The following is a 21,267-nucleotide window of genomic DNA, read 5'->3' as shown; positions in this document are numbered from 1 at the left end:
CTTTTTTTCCTTTTTGGACAGCTCACAATAAAACTTCAAAATATATTTTTTTGATTTTATTAATCCCTCAAATTGCTTTTGCACAATTTTATTTCTTCGGGCGCAACAAAGTTCAATATGAAAAATTTAATTGGAAAGTTCTCAAAACAGAGCATTTTAATATTTATTACTATGATGATTTCGAACAAATTGCAAAAATTGGTGCTCAGTTTGCTGAAGAAGCATTTGAGGAATACAAAGTTAAATTTAATCATTATGTAACGACAAAAATTCCTCTCATCTTTTATAATACACATATTCATTTTCAACAAACTAATGTTACACCTTACTTCATTCCAGAAGGAGTAGGTGGATTTTTTGAATTTATGAAAGGACGTGTTGTAATTCCATATCTTGGTTCGCTGAGTAGTTTTAAACATGTTATTCGTCATGAACTTGTTCATGTGTTTATGACAAATAAAATATTCAATGTATTGCGTGACCATCGGATTGAAACCGAAAGAATGCCGCCTCTCTGGTTTGTTGAAGGTCTTGCAGAATACTGGTCATTCGATTGGGATACTCAATCAGAAATGGTTATGCGGGATTTTGTACTGAACAATTTTTTTATCCCGCTTGAAGAACTTGATGCTGCATCAGGATACATAATTTATAAGGAAGGTCAAAGTTTTTTAGAATTTATTTCAAAAAATTATGGTGAAGAAAAAATTCTTCAACTAATGGAAAATTTCTGGCGTTTTAATACGTTCAAAGAAAATCTTGAATTCACTATTGGAGAATCAATTAAAGACATTGGAAATAAATGGTATTATTTTCTTCAGCAGAAATATTTTCCTCTTCTTCAAAATAATTATCCGCATTTTATAAAATCAAAAAAATTGACTGATGAAGGATTTAATTTCGAACCAAGATTTTATGAAAATAATGGTGTAAAAGAAATTTATTTTATTGGTAATCATAATGGATATTCTTCGGTATTTAAAATGAAATATGATTTTCAAAGTGATGAAATTCAAAAACCTGAAATAATGATTGAAGGGGAAAGAGAATCTGATTTTGAATCTTTTCACCTGCTTGAAAAAACTCTTGATGTCTCTAGAGATGGCAAAATAGCATTTGTAACAAAATCGCTTTATAGTGATGTGATTCATATTTATTCCATCAAAGAAAACAAAATTATTAAGACGCTTCGATTCAATAATTTAGATAATCAAATTTCTCCAACAAGTCTAATAACAATTCGTTCACCTTCTTTTTCAAGTGATGGTAAATTGCTTCTTTTTACAGCAGCAGATAAAAAAGGTTATACTGATATTTATGTTTATAATTTTGAAAATGAAGAATTAGTAAGAATTACAAATGATTATTATTCAGATATTGACCCGATTTTTAATAAAGATAATACGAAAATAATTTTTGCTTCGGATAGAACTGCAGGAGAATTTCAACAAAAGTATAATTTATTTGAATATGACCTGAAAGATAATTCCATCTATTATCTCACTTATGTTAATGCAAATATTTCCTCTCCGCAATTTAATTCTGATTATACAGAACTCTATTTTAATTGTGATTATGACGGAACTTTTAACATCTGGAAATTAGATTATGTAAATAAGAACGAGAATAAAATTTTTCAGGTTACAAAATTTTTAACAAGTGTTTATAGTTTTACATTTGTAAACGACAGCACATTGATTACATCAGCTTTCGAGAAATATTCATTCCAATTTTATAATCTTACTTTAAATAAACATTTTTCATATTCAACAGTCCCTTTTGACTTAATGAAAACAAGAAATTTGTGGCTTGCTAAAGAGATTATCATTCCTTCTGAGCAGGACAAATTAAAATATGAAAACGAATACACACTTGATTATGCTGTTGGCCAATTATCTACTGACCCAATTTATGGTTCTCGTGGAGGAGCTTTATTTTCTTTAAGTGATTTACTTGGTGATGATAGGTATATCTTTTATGTTTATAATACTGCAGAAGTCCAAAGCGAAATATTAAAAAATTTCAATGTTGCAATAAGCAGAATTAGCTTGAAACGGAGAACAAATTTCGGTTATGGCATTTTTCATTATGCAGGCAGAAGATATGATATCACTGAATCGGATGAATTTTTCTATGAAAGAGTTTTTGGCAGTTACTTCGAACTTCATTATCCATTTTCGAGTTTTCAAAGAATTGAAGCAGATGTCAGCATTGCAAATTCAGATAAAGAATTAATTGGGGATATTATTTCAAGAAAATCAGTGCTAGTATCAAATTCACTTTCTTTTGTTCATGATAATTCTATTTGGTCACCAACAGGTCCGATTGATGGCTCTCGTTTTCGAATATTACTCGGTTACACAAGCGATGTAAAATATAGCAATGTAAATTATTACTCATTTATTATTGATTATAGAAAATATTATAGATTAGGATTAAGAAGCGCAATTGCAACAAGGGCTGCTCTATTTGTGAATAACGGAAAAGAAGCAAGAAGATATTTTGCAGGCGGCAGCTGGGATTTAAGAGGCTGGCCCCGCTGGAGCATTAGAGGTCAAAAATTGTGGCTTTCTTCTGTTGAATTAAGATTTCCCTTGATTGATAAAATTCAGATTAACTTTCCATTTTTAGGATTAAGCTTTTTCAATATTCGAGGAGCTCTATTTTTTGATGCAGGTTCAGCATGGGATAAATCTTACAAAGAAACTCTTGGAAGTATTGGCTTTGGTTTTAGAATTAATTTGTTCAATGCTATTGCTCTGCGTTATGATATTGGAAAGAAAATTGAAAACAACTTTAATAGGTTTCAACCAAAATTATTTTATCAATTTTTCTTTGGATGGGATTTTTGATTTTTCGAAATATTAAAATATTTCTTATAACTTCTATTTTCTTAACATCATGTTCTCATGATTTGATAATAAAAAATTTTCATTTCAGTGATTCAGGAATTTTAATGTTTGGTAAAATTCCTCAGAGAAATTTTTATGAAGATGTTTCAATTACCGATTCATTAGAATTAATCTGGAAAGCAGAAACAAACGGTAGCCAATCGAATACTTCATTTATAATTAATAATGATTTTCTTTTTGTGAGTGATTTATCGGGAAGAATTTATGGTTTTAATATTAAATCAGGAAAATCATATGGTTTCTACAAATATTCTGGTTCAATTACTGTTGCCCCAATTATTAACAAATTAAGAATTTATTTTGCAGTTAATCTTAAAACAGAAAATTATTCTTTGTTTGTTATGAAAGATATAAATAATGCTAAAACTTTAAGTGAAACAAAAATTAGAGGAAGCATAAATAGCGAAATGCTCAAATTGAAAGATGGAATTGTTGTTTTAAGCGACAGGGGAGAACTAATTAAATTTAACTATGCAGGAATAAAAATCTGGTCAATTGAAACAAAAGTGTCCACACATTCAATTACTGCATCTGATGAAAGTATAATAATATTTGGTAATGACAGGGGAGAATTATTTATTGTATCATCAAGCGATGGCAAAATATTGTTCAGAGAAAAAATTTCTGAAGATAATATTAACGGAATAACTCTAGATAATGACACTGCTTATTTTTGTGATAGCAGCGGCAAGTTATTTTCTTTTAATATTCAGACGAAAAAGATTAATTGGGTTTTCAATAGCAAATCAAATGTTGTAACTCTGCCTGTCTTTAATTCTAAAAATATTTTTATTGGCAATCTTTCCGGGAAAATATTTTCTATTTTCAAAAGTGATGGAAAATTAAAATGGAGCATTGATACAAAAGGTATTATTAATTCTACTCCATTGCTTCTAAATAACTTTTTAATTCAGCCAGACTTTAATAAAAAAATTTACTTCATTAATCCAGAAAATGGAGAAATCAAAAAGACCTTAGAATTTGATACAAGAGTAAAGCTCTCACCAGTTTATTACAATGGTTTAATTTTATTTGGTGCAGACAGAGGACAAATTTTTGCTTACAAAACTTTCATAGAGAATTAAGATGAAGTTTATTAAAGTAATTTTAATACTATTTTTAACACTAAATTATTTGAATGCACAGAATTGTAAAAGTATTGTTACAATCAACACAAACAAAATTGATGCATACATTTTTATTAATAATAATTATGCGGGGAAAGGAAATATAATAACAGAACTTGATACCGGCTTTTATGAGATTTATATCAAAGAATTTTTAAATAAATGGAATGGTAGCGAATTTATTGATACAATTCGGATTAGAGAATGTAACTATCATTACAATTTTACATTTCATTTGCAAGAATCAAAAAGCATTAAAAATATTTTGTATGAAAATTCAATAGCGGGAATAAACAATTTTCAGAAAAACGAATTATCTGAATCGAATTGGCTCAAGATATTAATTGGAACTTCGGCAGTTCTTGGAGCAACGGCTGCATATTTTAAAATTAATGCAGATAAAAAGTATGACGAATATTTATCAACTGGTGATAAAGAAATATTAAAAAGAGTAAATCGCTTGGATCTTTACAGTGGAATTGCATTTGGTTTATTGCAGATAAATTTTGGTTATTTGATTTACAAATTTTTACTTGAATAATTAGTGTGCATCCAGCCAGTTATCTCCAATACCAATATCAACAACAACAGGCAGATTAAGTGGCAAAGCATTCTCCATTAATTCTTTAATTACAAATTTTAACTCATCAACTTCACTTTTATGAGCATCAAAAACCAATTCATCGTGTACCTGAAGAATCATTTTTGTCTGGGCTTTTCTTTTCTTAAGTTCTTTGTAGATTTTTATCATAGCTAATTTAATCATATCTGCGGCTGTTCCTTGAATTGGCATATTGATAGCTACACGTTCCTCAAACTGACGAACAACTTTATTTTTGCTGTTAATATTTCTTAAATATCTTCTTCTGCCCATTAAAGTTTCTGCATAACCTTTTTGTTGTGCTTTTTTGATTGAATCTTCCATAAACTTTTTTACATTCTTGAATGAATTGAAGTAATTATCAAAAATTTCTTTTGCATGAGATTGAGAAATTCCTAATCTTGTTTTTAATCCAAAAGGACCAAGACCATATAAAATACCAAAATTGACTTCCTTTGCTTTTCTTCTCATTTCGGGTGTTACTTCTTCAGGATTAACTTTGAACACAAGTGCAGCTGTTCTTCTGTGAATATCTTCTCCATTTTTAAATGCCTTTATTAAAGTTTCGTCACCGCAAATACTTGCCATTATTCTTAATTCAATTTGGCTGTAATCAGCACTTAGAATAACAAAATTTTTATCTCGAGGAACAAAAGCCCTGCGAATTTCTTTGCCAAGTTCAGTCCTAATTGGAATATTTTGGAGATTTGGGTCGTTGCTTGATAATCTTCCGGTAGATGCTGCTGTTTGATTGTATGTTGTATGAATTCTTCCTGTTAATGGATTTATTAAATCCGGGAGAGCATCAGCATAAGTTGATTTTAATTTTGATACTTGTCTATAATCCATAATGATATCAATAATCGGGTGAGTGCCTTTGAGAGATTCAAGTGCACGTGCATCTGTTGAAAATCCTGTTTTGGTTTTACTTGTTTCTGGCAGCTTTAGTTTTTCGAATAAAATTTTTTGTAATTGTTGAGTTGAATTAATGTTAAAAGTTTCTCCAGCTAATCTGTAAATTTCATTAGAATAATTATCAAGAAGAATTTGTAAATCTTTGCTGAAATCTTTTAAAATTTTTGTGTCAATCCGTACGCCAGTTCTTTCCATATCTTCTAGAACCGGAACAAGTGGAAATTCAATTTCGTATGCAATCTTTTCCAAGCCTTCTTTTTTTAGAATCTTATCAAGTATTTCATATAATCTAAAAGTAATATCTGCATCTTCACACGAATAATCTGATAACCTTTCAACATCTACTTCGAATATTTTTTCTGGTGTTTTTTTAGAACCAATTAATTCTAAAATTGGAATTGGTTTGTAGTTCAAATATTTTTCTGAAAGTTCATCCATTCCATGTTTTTGGTCAGGGTCAATAACATAACTTGCAAGCATTGTATCGAAGTAAAAATTTTCTACATCAATATTGTATCTTTTCAAAATCGATATATCATATTTACCGTTCTGACATACTTTTTTGATTTTTTTATTTTCAAAAATTGGCTTGAAAATATTTATAAAATCTTCAATAGGTAATCTTTCAGATAAATTGGCTGTAAATAATCCATCAGTTACTCTTTGTGGATTAACTGCAACAAACCATGCTTCTTTTGGTTTTACAGAAAAAGAACAGCCTGCTAAATTTGCTGTGAAAGTATTTAACGAATCTGTTTCGGTATCAAAAACAAATAAATCATGAGATAATAATTTTTCAGCAAGATTTTTTGCTTCTTCCTTTTTTGTGATTAAGTGATATCTTACCTTGCTTTTGTCATAAACCTGAATATTTTCATTCTCCGGTATTTTTTCAATTATCTCTTCAGTTTTAATTTCTGAAGCTTTTTCGGAATACATTTTTTTAATTCTTGATGCAAAAGTTTTGAATTCCAACTCATTAAAAATCTTCAATAATTTTTCTAAATCAGGTTGTTGTAATTTTGCTACTTCAAAATTTATTTCAAATGGGACTTCTGTATTAATTGTTGCAAGTTCCTTAGATAAAAAAGCATTTTCTTTATTTTCGAGAAGTTTGTTGGCAATGCTTTGCTTTTCAATTTTATCTAAATTTTTATAAATGTTTTCAAGTGTCTTAAATTTTTGAATTAATGGTAAAGCAGTTTTTGGTCCAATACCTGCAACTCCGGGAATATCGTCAGATGAATCACCGACAAGGGCTAAATAATCTGTCATTTGTTTTGGTTCAAAGCCGTATTCTTCTCGAACCTTATCTTCATCAATTATTACAATTTCATCTGTTGTTTTCCCTGGTTTAATAAGTTTTACATTATCAGAGACAAGTTGAATAAAATCTTTATCAGGCGTAATTGCATAACATGTCAATCCTGCTTTTGAAGCTTTTTTTACAGCTGTTCCAATAAGGTCGTCTGCTTCATATCCAGGGAGTATGTAAATTGGAATTTTGAATGCTTCAATTATTTCTTTAATTCTATTTATTTGTTGAATCATGTCTTCCGGCATTTCTTCGCGTGATGATTTGTAATTTTCATATTTCTCATGTCTGAATGTTTTTTCTTTTGAATCAAATGCTACTGCAATATAATCTGGTTTTGTATCTTCAATAATTTTTAATAGCTGACTTACAAAACCATAGACTGCCGATGTTGGTTCACCTTTGGAAGTCATCAATGGTCTTGATATAAAAGCGTAATATCCTTTATAGGCAAGAGCCATTGCATCAATGATTACAAATTTCTTTTTGCTTTCTTTCATAATAATTTCTTTTTATCACTTAATTATTTTTTTATATTCTCTATGGAAAATAAAAATTAGAACAATTAATAACCATACAATACACTATGAAAAAAATAATTAATCTACTATTAATTTTATTTTTACTTCTGCCTTTCTCTGTTAGCTGTCAGAATAATCAGCACAACGATACAATATTCATTGCAGCATGGAATGTGGAAAATTTATTTGATACAGAAGATGACCCAATCAAAAATGATTCGGAGTTCCTTCCTGCAAGTAAAAAGCAATGGACTGATGATAAACTCGAGCAAAAGCTTTCAAATCTTGTTAGAGTTATTAATTTCATGAATGATGGATGTGGACCAGATATTCTTGCTCTTGAGGAAGTAGAAAATATTAATGTAGTAAAAAAGCTTCTATATAAACTGCCGTATCGAGATTATGTTACTGTTTATCGAGAATCACCTGATGAAAGGGGAATTGATGTTACATTAATTTACGATAGAGATATTTTCAAAATTATTTCAGCTGATACATTAAAAGTAAATTTGCCCAATGGGGCAAAAACAAGATATATATTGCATGTTACATTAAATCACAAATTAAGTAATACAACTCTGCAAATATTTGTTAATCATTGGCCTTCAAGATTGGGTGGTCAGGTAAAATCTGAACCAAATAGAATTACAGCTGCTAAAGTATTAAGAGGAAAAGTTGATTCATTATTTTCAATTAATGATAAAGAGCAAATTATAATTCTTGGTGATTTTAATGACGAACCCGATAATACTTCAATAAAAGAAATACTAAATGCAAAAGAATTTAATTGTGAATCGACAAATATTCAACCAAAGGAATTAATTAATCTGACGTATCAAAGTTTTCTATCTGGAAAAGGAACATATCTTTATGGAAGTGACTGGAATATGCTTGATCAGATTATTGTTTCATCATCTTTGTTCGATAGAATGAATTTAGATTATATATGTGACAGTTTTGAAATAATTCAACCTTCATATATGGTTCAGAAGTCAGGAGAAAAAATTGGAGCACCAATTCCAACTTATTCAGGTAATAAATATATAGGTGGATTTAGTGACCATTATCCAGTAGGTGCAAAATTTTATTTTATAAAAGAAAGGAAATAATTATGAATAAAATATTTTTATTATTTGGTTCATCGGGACATCTTGGAAGCACTGCAATTGAATATTTTTTAAATCAAGATTATGATAAATATTACTTATTTACAAGAAAACCATTAGAAAAAAAGTATGAATCAAAGAATATAGAAATTGTTTACATCAACGATTTAACTGATGAACAAAATGTTAAAGATGCTTTTTCGAAAGTAAATGTTCCTGATAATTCATTATTATTTTTATTTGATACAATAGGAACTTACTGGGGAGGAAAAAGTATTTCAGAGACCCCTTATGATGAATGGAAAAAGTTATTGGACATTAATCTCACCACTTCATTTCTTATAGCGAAATATTTTATGATTCTAATCGAAAAGAGTAAAGGCGGTTCAATTTGTTTTACAAGTGCTTATTCAAGTTTTATTAATGAACCGAACATTGCGGCTTATGGCGTTTCAAAAAGTGCATTAAATTATTTAGTAAAAAGTTTAGCTGTTGAAGGCAAATTAATTAAGATGACTGCCAATGCTATAGCACCTTACATAATTGATACTCCCGAGAATAGAGAATGGATGAAAGATAAAACAAAGTTAATTCCACCAGAAAAAATTTGTAAAGTGGTTCAAAAAATTTTTGATGATTGGGAAATTTTTAATGGAAATATAATTTCACTTTTTGAATTGATAGAAAATTGATTAATTTTGTTTTGTCAATAAATAATTTATTGACTTTTTTGGCTCATTTATTTAATGTTAGCCACACAATTTTTGAAAATTATTTTTATTAATTAACACAATTGGAGGTTTTCCTATATGGAACTAACACATATCTCAGGATTTATGATGACAATTTTAGCCCAGGTCCAAGAACCAAGCTTAGTCGGATATTTGCAACAAAAATTTATAGAAGGTGGATTCTTTATGTGGCCAATACTCGGCTGCTTAGTTATTGGATTAGGTTTTGCTTTTGAACGTCTCTGGACATTATCACGAGCAACAATCAATACAAAGAAATTTATTGTTCAGGTAAAAGATGCATTAAAAAATGGTGGCGTAGAAGAAGCAATAAAATTATGCGAAAATACAAGAGGTTCAATTGCTTCTGTATTCCATGCTGGTTTACTAAGAGCTAATGAAGGTCTCGATGCTGCTGAAAAAGCTATTATGGCTTATGGAGCAATTGAAATGGGCTTCCTCGAAAAAGGTTTAATCTGGATTTCAACATTTATTGCTATTGCACCTATGCTTGGTTTTACTGGAACAGTTCAGGGTATGATTCAAGCATTTGATGCTATTAAAGAAGCTGCTCAAATTTCTCCAAGTATCGTTGCAGGTGGTATCTCTGTAGCTTTGTTAACAACATTGTTTGGTCTTGTTGTTGCAATGATTTTGCAGGTATTCTATAACTATTTTGTTTCCCGTATCGATAAATTAGTAGCTGATATGGAAGAAAGCTCAATTGAATTGATTGATGCTCTCTATGAATTGAAAACTAAAAAACAAGTTTAATTAATTTGAGAACTATAAAATGGTTAAGCTAAAGAAAAGAAAACTTCCAGAAGCAGAAATACCAACAAGTTCTATGGCAGATATATCATTCTTGCTTCTGCTGTTCTTCTTGGTTTCTACTGTAATTGATGTTGACACTGGTATAGGTCTGGTTTTACCTGAATATGTTCCACCAGGAGAACAGGAATTAGTACCAATATCTAAAGACAGACTTGCAGCAGTACTGGTAAATGAAAATGGTGATGTACTACTTAATAATGAAATTATTGCAATTCCTCAAATATCAAAAGTATTAAAACCAAGAATTGAAAGTAAGATTGATTTACCTGCAAATAAAAAACTTGTGGTATCAATAAAAACTGATAGAAAGACAAATTATAATTTGTATATACAAGCGTTAGACCAAATCAAAGAAGCTTATTTTCAGGTGCGTGAGGAATATGCTCGTTCAAGATTTGGAAAACGTTTGATTGATATTGATGACCGAAGTGAAGAAATGAAAGAAATTAAAGAAAAGATACCTATAACAATAAGTATTGCAGAACCAGAAACCGTAAAAAAATAATTTTGAGGTTGATAGATGAAATTTCAGAAAAAGAGAGCTTCTGTAAAGCAGCAGATTCCAACTGCATCACTGCCAGATATTGTGTTCATGCTGCTTTTGTTCTTTATGGTTACTACAACATTACGCGAAGTTGATGTACTGGTAAAATTCAGATTACCAGAAGCAAAAGCTATTGAAAAAATTGAAAACAAAAGGTTAATATCTTACATATGGGTAGGTTACGATGGTAGAATTCAATTAAACGATAGCATTGTAAAGTTGGAAGATGTTCAAAAAATTATGTATGCAAAAAGATTAGCACTGCCTAATATAATTGTATCTTTAAGGATTGATAAAAATTCTGAAATGGGCATAGTTACTGATATACAGCAGGAACTTAGAAAAGCATCATGCTTGCGAATAAACTATTCAGCTATGCTGAAAATATAAACATAGATTTATAAAAAATAAGAGGCAGGTTATTCTTGAAAATGGCCTGCCTTTTTTTTTGAGGTATATATGAACTTGAAAGATAAAATTAATAATGACTTAAAAGAAGCAATGAAAGCCGGAGATAAAATACGGCTTGAAACAATAAGGTCAATCCGTGCTTTAATACTTGAGTTTGAAAAAAGCGGTTCTAACAAAGAATTAACACCTGAAGAAGAAATCCGTATTCTTACTGCTGCAGCTAAAAAAAGAAAAGAAGCTATAGAACAATATCAAAATGCTAATCGACCTGAACTTGCAGAAAAGGAAGAAAATGAATTGAAGATTATAGAAGAATATCTTCCTAAGCAGTTGTCAAATGAAGAAATTTTAGAAGAAGTAAAAAAACTTGCAGCTGAAATTGATGCAAAAGATAAAAGTGATTTTCCACGATTAATGCCTTTAGCTGCTAAGACATTAAAAGGCAGAGCCGATGGAAAAGTTATAAAAGAAATTGTAGAAAAATTTTTGAGCACAAATTGAATTACATAGATTATTTAATAATTGTAATTGCTGCAATAGGATTTATTCTTGGGTTTAAAGATGGTCTAGTAAGAAAAATAATTGGATTAATTGGATTAGTGTTAGCTTTCTTTTTAGCTTTTGAATATTCTCAAACTTTGGGGAAATACTTAAATCCTTTCTTTAATAATGATGATTATCTTTCAAATGTCATATCTGGTATTCTAATATTTTTAATAGTAATCCTTATTGCTTCAATATTGAAACGAATAATTCATCCTGTTGATAAATTAAATAAATTTCTAAATCAGTTTATTGGTGGATTAATTGGCACTGTTCAAATATTTTTTTTCTTGAGTGGAATTTTCTTATTACTGGATATTATTGGATTTCCAAATGAAATAACAAAAAAAGAATCTTTAATGTATTCATATGTATCTGATATAATACCCAAATCAATTGATTTAATAATTGGTCATCAATCAAAAGCAGCTGATTTGATTAAGAATTTTATCGAAAATAAAGATACAATTAAAACTCCACCCATAGATTCTATCATAACAAAATGATAAGCTTAGATACATTAGAAAAATTAGAATTCTCTAAAATATTATCTCACATTTCTAAATACTGTGTTACTGAAAAAGGGAAAAGTAAAATTCTTTCACTAAAACCTTTAGATTCATTAAAAGAAGTAATAAGTGAAGGTAATAAAGTAAATCAAGCTAAAGAAATTCTTATTCAAAATGACTTTCCTCCAATTGATTATTTGCCTGATTTAACAGAAACTTTATATCGCAGTAGAATTGAAGGTGTTATTCTTGGTTCTAAACAAATATTGGAGGTACTAAAACTTGCAGAAGTATCTCGCAAATTATATCAGTTTTTGAAGCCAAAAGACAATGAACATAATGAATTATTGGAATTAAGAAACTTTTTGTTTGTAGACAAAGTGTTTGAACATCAGATAAGTAAAGTATTTACAGAAAGTGGAGAAATAAGAGATGATGCAAGCAATGAATTAAGGTCAATTCGAAATGAAATTAAAGAAAAAGAATTTTTGCTCCAGAAATTAGTTAATAAATTACTAAAGCAATTAAGTGAATCATATCTTGTTCAGGAAGAATATATCACGCAACGAGATGGACGAATTGTTCTACCAGTGAAAGCAGAGCACAAACGTCATGTTCGCGGATTTATTCATTCTGAATCATCAACAGGACAAACAGTTTACATTGAACCAGAAGAAACTTTGGAGTTAAATAATGAAATTCTTTCATTAAAGTTTGCTGAAAAAAGAGAGATAGAAAAAATTTTGAAAACGTTGACTTTGAGAATTGGAAATCAATGTAATGAGTTATTAAAGTCACTTGATACAATTGCAGAACTTGATTCTATTTTTGCTCGAGCAAAATACTCAATTGAAATTATTGGTTCGTTTCCATCTTTTGATGAATCCAAATCATTTCAAATTATTGATGGCAGACATCCTTTGTTGATTAAAAAGATTGGAATTAACAATACTGTTCCACTCAATTTAAAAATAGATAAAGAAAAAGTAATTGTTATAACTGGTCCGAATGCAGGAGGTAAAACGGTTGCACTTAAAACAATGGGGATTCTTGTTTTAATGGCTCAATCAGGAATTCCTATTCCTGCCAATCCAGATTCTAATTTCCATTATTTTGAAAAAGTTCTTGTAGATATTGGAGATGCTCAATCAATTGAAGATGATTTAAGCACATTCAGCTCACATTTAACAAATATTAAAAATATAATTGAAGAAGCATCGAAAAAAACACTTGTATTAATTGATGAGATTGGAACTGGAACAGACCCAACTGAAGGGGCTGCAATTGCATCTGGAGTTTTAGTAACCTTGAGAGATAAAGGAGCAATAGTTCTTGCAACAACACACCATGGCTCTCTTAAAGTTATTGCAAATCAACTTGAGGGTTTTCAAAATGCGTCTATGGAATTTGACACCAATGAATTGAAACCGACTTATATTTTTAATCAAGGAATGCCTGGTTCAAGTTATGCTTTTGAAGTTGCTCAAAGAATTGGATTGGATGAAAAATTTATAAATCTTGCAAAAGAATTTCTTGAAACAGATAAAATTAAAATTGAAGAATTTCTTATAAGTCTTGAGAAAAAATCTAAAGCATTAAGGGAACAACTGCATAAACTCGAATTGGAAAACCTAAGACTTAAAAGTTTATCGAATCTTTATCAAGAAAAAATTGATAAACTCGAAAAACAAAAAAAAGAAATTCTTGCGGATACAAAAAGAAAAGCAGATGAGATTTTGGGGACAATAAATAAAAAGCTAGAGAATGCAATTAAAAATATTAAAGAATCAAATGCAGCCCGTGATGTAATTAAAAGAGAAAAGCAAGAAATTGAGATTACAAAAAAAGAAATAAAGAAAATATTTTTGCATCAGGTAAAAGAAGAAAGTCAATATGAATTAAAAGTAGGGGATTACGCTTCGATAAAGGGAACAACTTCTGTTGGAATAATTGAAGAAATGGATAAAGAAAAAGATAAAGCATTATTAACTATAGGTTCTATAAAAATCAAAGCAAAATATTCTGAATTAGTACCAGCAAAAAAATCAGAAATTGAAGATTACCAAGCTAAAAAATTCGATATCATTACAGACAATATTAATTTTAGACTGGATATTCGTGGCAAAAGAGCTGACGAAGCAGAACTTGAAATAATTAAATTTCTTGACAATGCAAATATGCAGGGTCTGGATAAAGTAGAAATTTTACATGGAAAAGGAACAGGAGCTTTAAAACAACTTGTCAAAAGCATTCTAACAAATTATAAGGGAGTAAAAAATTTTTATTACGCAAATATTGAATACGGTGGTGATGGTATTACAATTGTCGAATTTCAATAAATTACAAAATAATTCTTTTTGCTTTTAGAAAACAAATAACTATATTTTCACTGAATTCTTAACAAACATAGAGGAGGTCGTGTGAAAAAAGTATTACCAATTTTATTATTTATTACTTTATTTGCTACCAGTGCATTTGCTGGTGGATTTCAGCTTAATGAACATGGTGCTCGTGCTATGGCAATGGGCGGTGCTTTTACTGGTCTTGCAAATGACCCTTCAGCAATATTTTTTAATCCAGCTGGTATTACACAATTAAAAGGTACTCAGTTTTATTTAGGTTCTACTCTTATAGCTCCATTAGGAGCATATAAAGTACCTGGTGAAACAAAACTTGAATATGAACAAAAAACTAATGTGTTTACTCCAATTAATTTTTATGTAACTCAAGAAATTACAGATAAGTTTTATGCAGGTATAGCAGTAAATAATCCTTATGGATTGGGAACAACATGGCCCTCAACATGGGTAGGAAAATATTTAGCACTTGATACACAACTTAAAACATTTTTTATAACTCCTGTTGTTGCCTATCAATTATTAGATAATTTATCATTAAGTGTTGGTGGTACTTTTGCATGGGCTGATGTTAAGATACAAAGAAAGTCTCCTTCTCCTGTAGGAGGTGATTTTACTTTAACACTAGAAGGTGATGGAACTGCTTTTGGATTTGCAGCTGGAATTTTATATAAACCATTACCAAAATTATCAGTTGGTTTAAGTTATAGAAGCGAAGTAAGTTTTGACCTTGAAGGAACAGCTACAAGTGAACCCGCTACTTTTAAACATCCTCAACTTGGTGATTTACCATTCCCAAATGGAAATATTACTGCTCCATTAACTACTCCTCAAAATGCTACTATTGGAATTGCATATAAAGCCGCTGATAATGTAGTTTTAACAGCTGACTTTCAATATGTTGGGTGGTCAAGTTATGACAAATTAGAAATTACTTTTGAAAATTATGACCTTGATTTGAATCCTCTTAATGGAAAACAAAATGTTTCTTCTGTCGAAAGAAATTATGAAAATACTTTTATAGTCAGAGCTGGGTTTGAATATGATGTAAACTCTGCTTTCAAATTAAGAGGCGGAATATTCTATGATAGAAATCCAGTTAAAACTGAATATGTTGAGCCAACTTTACCTGATGCTGATAGAGTAGGATTGAATATTGGTTATGGAGCAAAGTTAACAGAAAATCTGCATCTTGATATTTCGTATTTATTGCTTTTATTCTCTGATAGAAAAGTATCTAATTCCAAATTTGGATTTAATGGAACATATTCAAATACTGCTCATCTGTTCGGGGTTAATTTAGCATATTCATTATAATTAACGAGATTATTTAATGCTCTGTATCTCTTATTTTTAGGAGATACAGAGTATTCTGTTTATTTAAGAACTCGAGATTTGGCTGATTAAAGTAACTGATATATCTGATTAAAAAGCAAATTATAGATATTACTCTCATTTTTTGATAATGTCATTTAATAATAATAAATTTATAAAGCAAAGTATAACAAAATAAAGGTGAGCAAATTGGCATTCTCACTTAATAAAGTAATGTTAATTGGAAATTTAGGCGCTGATGCCGAGACAAGATTTACAACAAACAATGTAGCTATAACAACATTTCCTCTTGCTACATCAAGGAGTTACAAAAATCAGAATAATGAATGGGTAAGTGAAACTACCTGGCATAATATTGTATGTTTTAATTTATCAGATTTTTACAAACAAGCTCTCAAAAAAGGGAAAAGATTTTATATTGAAGGAAGAATAAATAAAAGAGAATATTCAATTAAAGATGAAAAAAGGTATGTGACAGAAATTGTTGCTGAACAAATAATTCCTCTTGATGCCAGAGAGCAGGTTGAATCTAATTCTGATACTGCAGCAACTAAGAGCGATGTTAATGTTGAAGGTGAAAATAGTGTTTCTCCAGATTTTAATTCTGGTTCGTCTTCACCAGATGATGATTTACCTTTTTAATTAGTATGTAGAATAAGTTAGGATTATTATCTCATTGGATTTTGATTGGTTATTACGCATTATAGTTTTGATTATATGTTTAATTTTATCTGCTTTCTTTTCTGGTTCAGAAGTTGCACTTTTTTCAATTGATAAAAAGAAAGTGCAAGAAATCAGAAAAGAGCATGGCTTAATGGGAGGGTATATTAATTTATTAATTGAAAATCCCCGAAGACTTCTTGTAACAATCTTATTAGGAAATACAATTGTAAATATTGCTGCATCAATTACATCTGTCCTGATTGCAATTGATATAGCAAGAATTTATAATATTTCAAAAGAAATAGCTTTAAGTGTTCAAATAATTTTACTTACAATAGTTATTCTTTTGATTGGTGAAATAACCCCAAAACTATGGGCTAATAGATATCCTGTTCAATTTGCAAAGATTGTATCAATTCCACTTTACTGGATTAGCGTAATATTTTTTCCAGTAGCTAAAATTTTGACAGATGTATTAAGAATCAGTACTTCGAAACTTAAGGCAAATAAATTAAAAACTGCATTGCATAGCACAGAAATTAGTGAACTAGCCGATTTAAGTCTTGAAAAAGGAACAATAGAACAGGATGAACAGGAATTAATTCAGGGAATCGTTTCATTCCGAAGTGTTACAGTAAGAGAAATTATGACTCCTCGTGTAGATATAATTGCTGTCCCATTAAATGCTACTTTTGAAGAATTAATGAAAACGATAACAGAATCAGGACACAGCAGAATACCACTTTACGGAAAAAGTTTAGATGACATTCAAGGAATAATTTATGCAAAAGATTTGCTTCCTTACTTGAAAAACCCTGAACTTCGTAGAACATTATCTCTCAAAAAAATTGCAAGAGAAGCTCTTTTTGTCCCTGAAACTAAGCATATTAACGATTTACTTCATGATTTTCAGGAAAAGAAACTCCATTTGGGTATTGTGGTTGATGAATATGGTGGCACTGCAGGATTAATTTCTCTCGAAGATATTCTTGAAGAAATAGTTGGTGATATTCGTGATGAATATGATAAAGAAGAATCACAAATCATAAAACTTTCTGAAAATGAATATCTTGTCAGTGGTAAACTGTCAATAGACGAGTTAAATGATTTACTAGATTTTAATTTTTCTTCAGAAAATAAAGATTATGATACTGTTGGAGGGTTTATTTTAAATCAAGCTGGTATTATACCTTCTCAAGGTTTTCATTTTACTTTTAATAACTATAAATTTACTGTCAAAGAAATTTCGAATAAAAGAATCAGAAAAGTTCTTATAGAAAAACTTTCACAACAAGAAGATAATCCATGAAAAAAGGATGCTTTCTAACTATTGTTGTTTTGTTGACAGTGTTGATTAGTAGCGGTATATACCTTTATAAAAAATATGGATATAAATTAGAAGATTATGGTAAAGAAAAAATTATGGATATCACATTAAATAAATTGAATGAAAAACTTAGTAAAATGGATGAAGGCATTTATAATGATTCTTTAAAATTATTTATTGAAACAAAAACCGAAGATTTGAAAAAGCAAAACTTTGAAATTGCTATGAATAGATTTCAATCAATGATTGACTATGTGAAAATTATTATCGAAGATAATAAAGTAGATTCAATTGAATTTAATAATCTTAAAAAACTTACAATAGAAAATGAAAGATCAAAGAAAAACAGAAATTAAAGTTGGAATTACAGTATTTATTGGAATAATTATTTTACTCTGGATTTACGGTTGGGCAAAAAATATTACAATAAACGCGGACCGAAAAAAAATGACAATTGAATTTAACTCGGTTGCAGGACTTGAGATTGGAGACCCGGTCACAGTTAATGGAGTAAGAAAAGGTTATGTAGACAATATAAAAATTTCCAATTCTAAAGTTGAAGTATTATTAAATCTTGATTCAGATATAGAACTTAAAGAAGATGCAAAATTTTATGTTATGATGCTTGATTTAATGGGTGGCAAAAAAATTGAGATTAATCCAGGAATTTCAAAAAATATTATTGACTATAATGCACCTCATAAAGGAGAATTTCTTGGTGATATTTCTACAGCAATGGCAGTTTTAGGTACTGTTGAAAGTGACCTTGTGGATGTAATTAGAGAAGTTAAAATTTCTCTTACTCTCATTAATAAAACTTTTGCAGATTCCCAATTCAATAATGAACTTAAAAATTCGTTAACGAACTTGAATAACTTAACAAATAATCTAAATACTCTCATTCTAAACAATAAAAATAAAATCGCTGATTTATTGAACGAAGGCACTGAACTTACTAAATCAGTAAATGATTTTATGACTGTAAATAAAGATTCATTAAAAGTAACAATTAGTTTATTAAAACAAACACTGGACAATTCACAAAAGTTAATTTCAAGTGTGAATGAGTTTATTGATAGAACAAATAAATCGGAAAATAATTTAGGCAAAGCACTTAACGATAAGGAAATGATAGAAGACCTTAAATTATCTATCAAGCAACTTAAAGATTTATCAATACTCTTATTGGAACAATTAAAATCAAGTGGAATTAAAGTCGATGCAAAAATTGATTTGTTTTAATTAATCAACGATTTATTATTATGATACTTGGACTTGGAATTGACATAATTGAAATCGATAGAATAAAAAAGAGTGTTGACAATTACGGTGATAAATTTTTAAACAGAATTTTTACAAAAACTGAATTAGAGTATTCATTAAACAAAAAAAATAAATATCAACATCTTGCTGCACGTTTTGCAGCAAAAGAAGCAATCATAAAAGCAATTTCTCCGTTTAATAAAACATTCAACTGGAGAGATATTGAAATCAATAATCAAATAAACGGAATTCCTACAGTAAAATTTCATGGAAGATTAAAAGATTTTCTTGGTCAAGACAAACTTTTGCACATATCAATGAGCCATTCGGATAATTATGTAACTTGTGTTGCTGTTTTATCTCAAAAATTTTCACAGTAAAACAATTCATAATTCCCCAATGAATTTTTATATGTTCTCATTCTAAACTTATTTTATATTTTTGTTGTTAAATGAAAAAAATTAGAAAGGATTAATCGTGAACGATAAAAGAGTAATAGTTGCAATGAGTGGAGGTGTGGATTCATCGGTTGCAGCAGCTCTGCTCAAAAAGCAGGGTTATGATGTTATTGGAATAACTATGAAAACATGGGGCTTTATGGAAGTAGGTGGTGCACCAAAATTTGAATCGGGCTGCTGTTCCCTTGATGCAATTTTTGATGCTAAAAATGTAGCTGATGTTCTTGATATTCCTCATTATACAGTTGACTTTACTAAGGCATTTGAAAAATCTGTTATAGATAATTTTGTGGAAGAATATTTATCTGGAAGAACACCAAATCCCTGTGTTGTTTGCAATAGAAAAATAAAATGGGAAGAACTACTTAAGAAAGCGGATTCTCTCGATGCAAAATTTGTTGCCACAGGACATTATGCTATAATCGAATACAATGAAAAAGAAAGAAGATATACATTAAAACATTCTGAAGATAATCCTAAAGACCAAACTTATGCTCTATGGGGTTTAACTCAAGAAAGCTTAAGCAGAACAATTTTTCCTCTCGGAAATATGAAGAAAACTGAAGTTAGAAAATTAGCAGAAGAATTGGGTCTTAAAACAGCTGCTAAACCGGATAGTCAGGAAATATGTTTTGTAGCTGATAACAATTACGAAAGATTTTTGAGAGAAAAAATCCCTGATGTAATTAATAATCTTCAAGAAGGAGATATAATTTATCATGGGAAAATTATTGGAAAACATAAAGGTATCCCATTTTACACTGTTGGTCAAAGAAGAGGATTAGGAGTTGCAGTTGGAAAACCTGTTTATGTAAAAAAAGTTGATTCTACTTTGAACATTATAGAAATTGGAGATAAAGAAGAATTACTTCAAAAAGATGTAAAAGCACTTGATGTAAATTATGTTAGTAGAGCAGAACTTAAAAAAGGAGAAATAGTTTTTGGTAAAATTAGATACTCCGACAAAGCAACGGCAGCAGAAGTAATTTATTCAGACCAAAATAAAATTCATGTGAGATTTATTGACCCTAAAAATGCCGTAACACCTGGTCAATCTTTAGTTCTTTATGATGGCAAAGGATATTTACTTGCAGGAGGTGTAATTTCCAATAACTAGTTTTTTGCTCTTTCATTATTTAGTTCAGTTTACGATATTTGTAACAAAGAAAAGGAAATATTATTAATACATTAAAAATTATATATAAATTCGGAGGAAAATCTTCGAACGGAAATTCAATTCAAACGGTTCGCTTAATGCAAGAGTTTTATTGCTCAACCAAAGTTACGAGCCTTTAACTATATGCAATGTAAAAAAGGCAATTATATTAATTCTTTTAGGCAAAGCTGAATTAGTAGCAGATAACGAACGCAAAAAAATTCATACAGTTTCCAGAACATATCCATGGCCCAGTGTTATCAGATTAAATGACTTCGTAAAAGTTCCTTATAAAAAAATTATACTTACTCGAAGAAACATTTTAAAAAGAGATGGACACAAATGTGCTTATTGCGGCAGAGGAGATTTACCATTAACCATTGACCATGTAATTCCTAAATCAAAAGGCGGGGATGACAGCTGGGAAAATCTTGTAGCTGCATGTCTTCCTTGCAATAATAAGAAAGGGGATAGAACCCCGGAAGAAGCAGGAATGAAACTTCGCATTAAACCTTATGCTCCAAATCATATAATGTTTATTAAATCTACAGTAAGTAGAATAGAAGAAACCTGGAAGCCTTACCTATTTCAATAAGCATAAGTAACTTTTTTTTCATTATTTTTGTAACCACATTAATT

At 29.5% G+C, this 21,267-nt stretch carries 20 protein-coding genes; 19 read left to right on the top strand and 1 reads right to left on the bottom strand.

The annotated features are described in order from the left end of the window. The first annotated feature begins 50 nt into the window (after positions 1 to 50). From VJY32_RS01175 to VJY32_RS01165, 3 genes are all read left to right on the top strand, one after another. Positions 51 to 2,852: a peptidase MA family metallohydrolase gene (locus tag VJY32_RS01175; protein ID WP_353676044.1), complete on the top strand. Its 2,802-nt coding sequence runs from the start codon at positions 51 to 53 to the stop codon at positions 2,850 to 2,852. A gap of 104 nt (positions 2,853 to 2,956) precedes the next feature. After that, entirely contained in the window at positions 2,957 to 3,997 is a 1,041-nt protein-coding gene (locus VJY32_RS01170) for an outer membrane protein assembly factor BamB family protein (RefSeq protein ID WP_353676043.1), read from the top strand. 1 nt (position 3,998) lies between these two features. Then, positions 3,999 to 4,580: a hypothetical protein gene (locus VJY32_RS01165; protein WP_353676042.1), complete on the top strand. Its 582-nt coding sequence runs from the start codon at positions 3,999 to 4,001 to the stop codon at positions 4,578 to 4,580. Here the strand turns inward: VJY32_RS01165 and polA are convergent, their stop codons facing one another. After that, positions 4,581 to 7,370: a DNA polymerase I gene (gene polA, locus VJY32_RS01160; RefSeq protein WP_353676041.1), complete on the bottom strand. Its 2,790-nt coding sequence runs from the start codon at positions 7,368 to 7,370 to the stop codon at positions 4,581 to 4,583. Positions 7,371 to 7,456: 86 nt separating this feature from the next. On the opposite strand from polA, the gene VJY32_RS01155 reads away from it, so the two are divergent. The 16 genes from VJY32_RS01155 (at position 7,457) to VJY32_RS01080 (ending at position 21,223) form a co-directional block, all read left to right on the top strand. Then, complete coding sequence (locus tag VJY32_RS01155; protein WP_353676040.1) at positions 7,457 to 8,500, top strand: endonuclease/exonuclease/phosphatase family protein; 1,044 nt, start codon at positions 7,457 to 7,459, stop codon at positions 8,498 to 8,500. Between the two features lie 2 nt (positions 8,501 to 8,502). Next, positions 8,503 to 9,189 (top strand): SDR family oxidoreductase, encoded by a 687-nt coding sequence (locus VJY32_RS01150; protein WP_353676039.1) that lies wholly within the window; start codon positions 8,503 to 8,505, stop codon positions 9,187 to 9,189. 117 nt (positions 9,190 to 9,306) lie between these two features. Further along, on the top strand, positions 9,307 to 10,002 hold the full coding sequence (locus VJY32_RS01145; RefSeq protein ID WP_353676038.1) for a MotA/TolQ/ExbB proton channel family protein: 696 nt from the start codon (positions 9,307 to 9,309) through the stop codon (positions 10,000 to 10,002). Positions 10,003 to 10,021: 19 nt separating this feature from the next. Then, positions 10,022 to 10,567 carry an ExbD/TolR family protein gene (locus VJY32_RS01140; protein ID WP_353676037.1) on the top strand — a complete coding sequence of 182 codons (546 nt, stop codon included), beginning with the start codon at positions 10,022 to 10,024 and terminating at the stop codon, positions 10,565 to 10,567. A 15-nt stretch (positions 10,568 to 10,582) separates the two neighbouring features. Beyond that, the gene (locus tag VJY32_RS01135; RefSeq protein ID WP_353676036.1) at positions 10,583 to 10,996 is read left to right on the top strand and encodes an ExbD/TolR family protein; all 414 of its coding nucleotides are present in this window, start codon (positions 10,583 to 10,585) and stop codon (positions 10,994 to 10,996) included. Between the two features lie 69 nt (positions 10,997 to 11,065). Continuing rightward, positions 11,066 to 11,518 carry a GatB/YqeY domain-containing protein gene (locus tag VJY32_RS01130; RefSeq protein WP_353676035.1) on the top strand — a complete coding sequence of 151 codons (453 nt, stop codon included), beginning with the start codon at positions 11,066 to 11,068 and terminating at the stop codon, positions 11,516 to 11,518. After that, a complete protein-coding gene (locus VJY32_RS01125; protein WP_353676034.1) occupies positions 11,515 to 12,066 on the top strand; it encodes a CvpA family protein in 552 nt (183 codons plus the stop codon). Before VJY32_RS01130 ends, VJY32_RS01125 begins: the two co-directional genes overlap by 4 nt. After that, the gene (locus tag VJY32_RS01120; protein ID WP_353676033.1) at positions 12,063 to 14,408 is read left to right on the top strand and encodes an endonuclease MutS2; all 2,346 of its coding nucleotides are present in this window, start codon (positions 12,063 to 12,065) and stop codon (positions 14,406 to 14,408) included. Before VJY32_RS01125 ends, VJY32_RS01120 begins: the two co-directional genes overlap by 4 nt. Before the next feature lie 81 nt (positions 14,409 to 14,489). After that, the gene (locus VJY32_RS01115) at positions 14,490 to 15,743 is read left to right on the top strand and encodes an OmpP1/FadL family transporter (protein ID WP_353676032.1); all 1,254 of its coding nucleotides are present in this window, start codon (positions 14,490 to 14,492) and stop codon (positions 15,741 to 15,743) included. Positions 15,744 to 15,950: 207 nt separating this feature from the next. Beyond that, complete coding sequence (locus VJY32_RS01110) at positions 15,951 to 16,403, top strand: single-stranded DNA-binding protein (protein ID WP_353676031.1); 453 nt, start codon at positions 15,951 to 15,953, stop codon at positions 16,401 to 16,403. A 67-nt stretch (positions 16,404 to 16,470) separates the two neighbouring features. Next, the gene (locus tag VJY32_RS01105) at positions 16,471 to 17,733 is read left to right on the top strand and encodes a hemolysin family protein (protein ID WP_353676030.1); all 1,263 of its coding nucleotides are present in this window, start codon (positions 16,471 to 16,473) and stop codon (positions 17,731 to 17,733) included. Continuing rightward, on the top strand, positions 17,730 to 18,107 hold the full coding sequence (locus tag VJY32_RS01100) for a hypothetical protein (protein ID WP_353676029.1): 378 nt from the start codon (positions 17,730 to 17,732) through the stop codon (positions 18,105 to 18,107). The genes VJY32_RS01105 and VJY32_RS01100 overlap by 4 nt, the downstream gene beginning before the upstream one ends. After that, the gene (locus VJY32_RS01095; protein ID WP_353676028.1) at positions 18,079 to 18,993 is read left to right on the top strand and encodes an MlaD family protein; all 915 of its coding nucleotides are present in this window, start codon (positions 18,079 to 18,081) and stop codon (positions 18,991 to 18,993) included. The genes VJY32_RS01100 and VJY32_RS01095 overlap by 29 nt, the downstream gene beginning before the upstream one ends. Before the next feature lie 20 nt (positions 18,994 to 19,013). Further along, a complete protein-coding gene (acpS, locus tag VJY32_RS01090) occupies positions 19,014 to 19,394 on the top strand; it encodes a holo-ACP synthase (protein WP_353676027.1) in 381 nt (126 codons plus the stop codon). A 97-nt stretch (positions 19,395 to 19,491) separates the two neighbouring features. Beyond that, positions 19,492 to 20,589 (top strand): tRNA 2-thiouridine(34) synthase MnmA, encoded by a 1,098-nt coding sequence (gene mnmA, locus VJY32_RS01085; protein WP_353676026.1) that lies wholly within the window; start codon positions 19,492 to 19,494, stop codon positions 20,587 to 20,589. 151 nt (positions 20,590 to 20,740) lie between these two features. Further along, positions 20,741 to 21,223, top strand: a complete 483-nt coding sequence (locus VJY32_RS01080) for an HNH endonuclease (protein WP_353676025.1) — start codon at positions 20,741 to 20,743, stop codon at positions 21,221 to 21,223. The last annotated feature ends 44 nt before the right edge of the window (positions 21,224 to 21,267 follow it).

The organism is Rosettibacter primus (assembly GCF_036860675.1).
Taxonomy (GTDB): domain Bacteria; phylum Bacteroidota; class Ignavibacteria; order Ignavibacteriales; family Melioribacteraceae; genus Rosettibacter; species Rosettibacter primus.
Note: the sequence above shows the minus strand (reverse complement) of the source record. Positions and strands in the feature narration are given on the sequence as shown.

Coding starts and splice junctions, on each gene's coding strand:
- VJY32_RS01170 (WP_353676043.1), top strand. CDS start 2,957: ATGTTTGGTAAAATTCCTCAGAGAAATTTTTATGAAGATGTTTCAATT.
- VJY32_RS01165 (WP_353676042.1), top strand. CDS start 3,999: ATGAAGTTTATTAAAGTAATTTTAATACTATTTTTAACACTAAATTAT.
- polA (WP_353676041.1), bottom strand. CDS start 7,370: ATGAAAGAAAGCAAAAAGAAATTTGTAATCATTGATGCAATGGCTCTT.
- VJY32_RS01155 (WP_353676040.1), top strand. CDS start 7,457: ATGAAAAAAATAATTAATCTACTATTAATTTTATTTTTACTTCTGCCT.
- VJY32_RS01150 (WP_353676039.1), top strand. CDS start 8,503: ATGAATAAAATATTTTTATTATTTGGTTCATCGGGACATCTTGGAAGC.
- VJY32_RS01145 (WP_353676038.1), top strand. CDS start 9,307: ATGGAACTAACACATATCTCAGGATTTATGATGACAATTTTAGCCCAG.
- VJY32_RS01140 (WP_353676037.1), top strand. CDS start 10,022: ATGGTTAAGCTAAAGAAAAGAAAACTTCCAGAAGCAGAAATACCAACA.
- VJY32_RS01135 (WP_353676036.1), top strand. CDS start 10,583: ATGAAATTTCAGAAAAAGAGAGCTTCTGTAAAGCAGCAGATTCCAACT.
- VJY32_RS01130 (WP_353676035.1), top strand. CDS start 11,066: ATGAACTTGAAAGATAAAATTAATAATGACTTAAAAGAAGCAATGAAA.
- VJY32_RS01120 (WP_353676033.1), top strand. CDS start 12,063: ATGATAAGCTTAGATACATTAGAAAAATTAGAATTCTCTAAAATATTA.
- VJY32_RS01100 (WP_353676029.1), top strand. CDS start 17,730: ATGAAAAAAGGATGCTTTCTAACTATTGTTGTTTTGTTGACAGTGTTG.
- VJY32_RS01095 (WP_353676028.1), top strand. CDS start 18,079: ATGAAAGATCAAAGAAAAACAGAAATTAAAGTTGGAATTACAGTATTT.
- acpS (WP_353676027.1), top strand. CDS start 19,014: ATGATACTTGGACTTGGAATTGACATAATTGAAATCGATAGAATAAAA.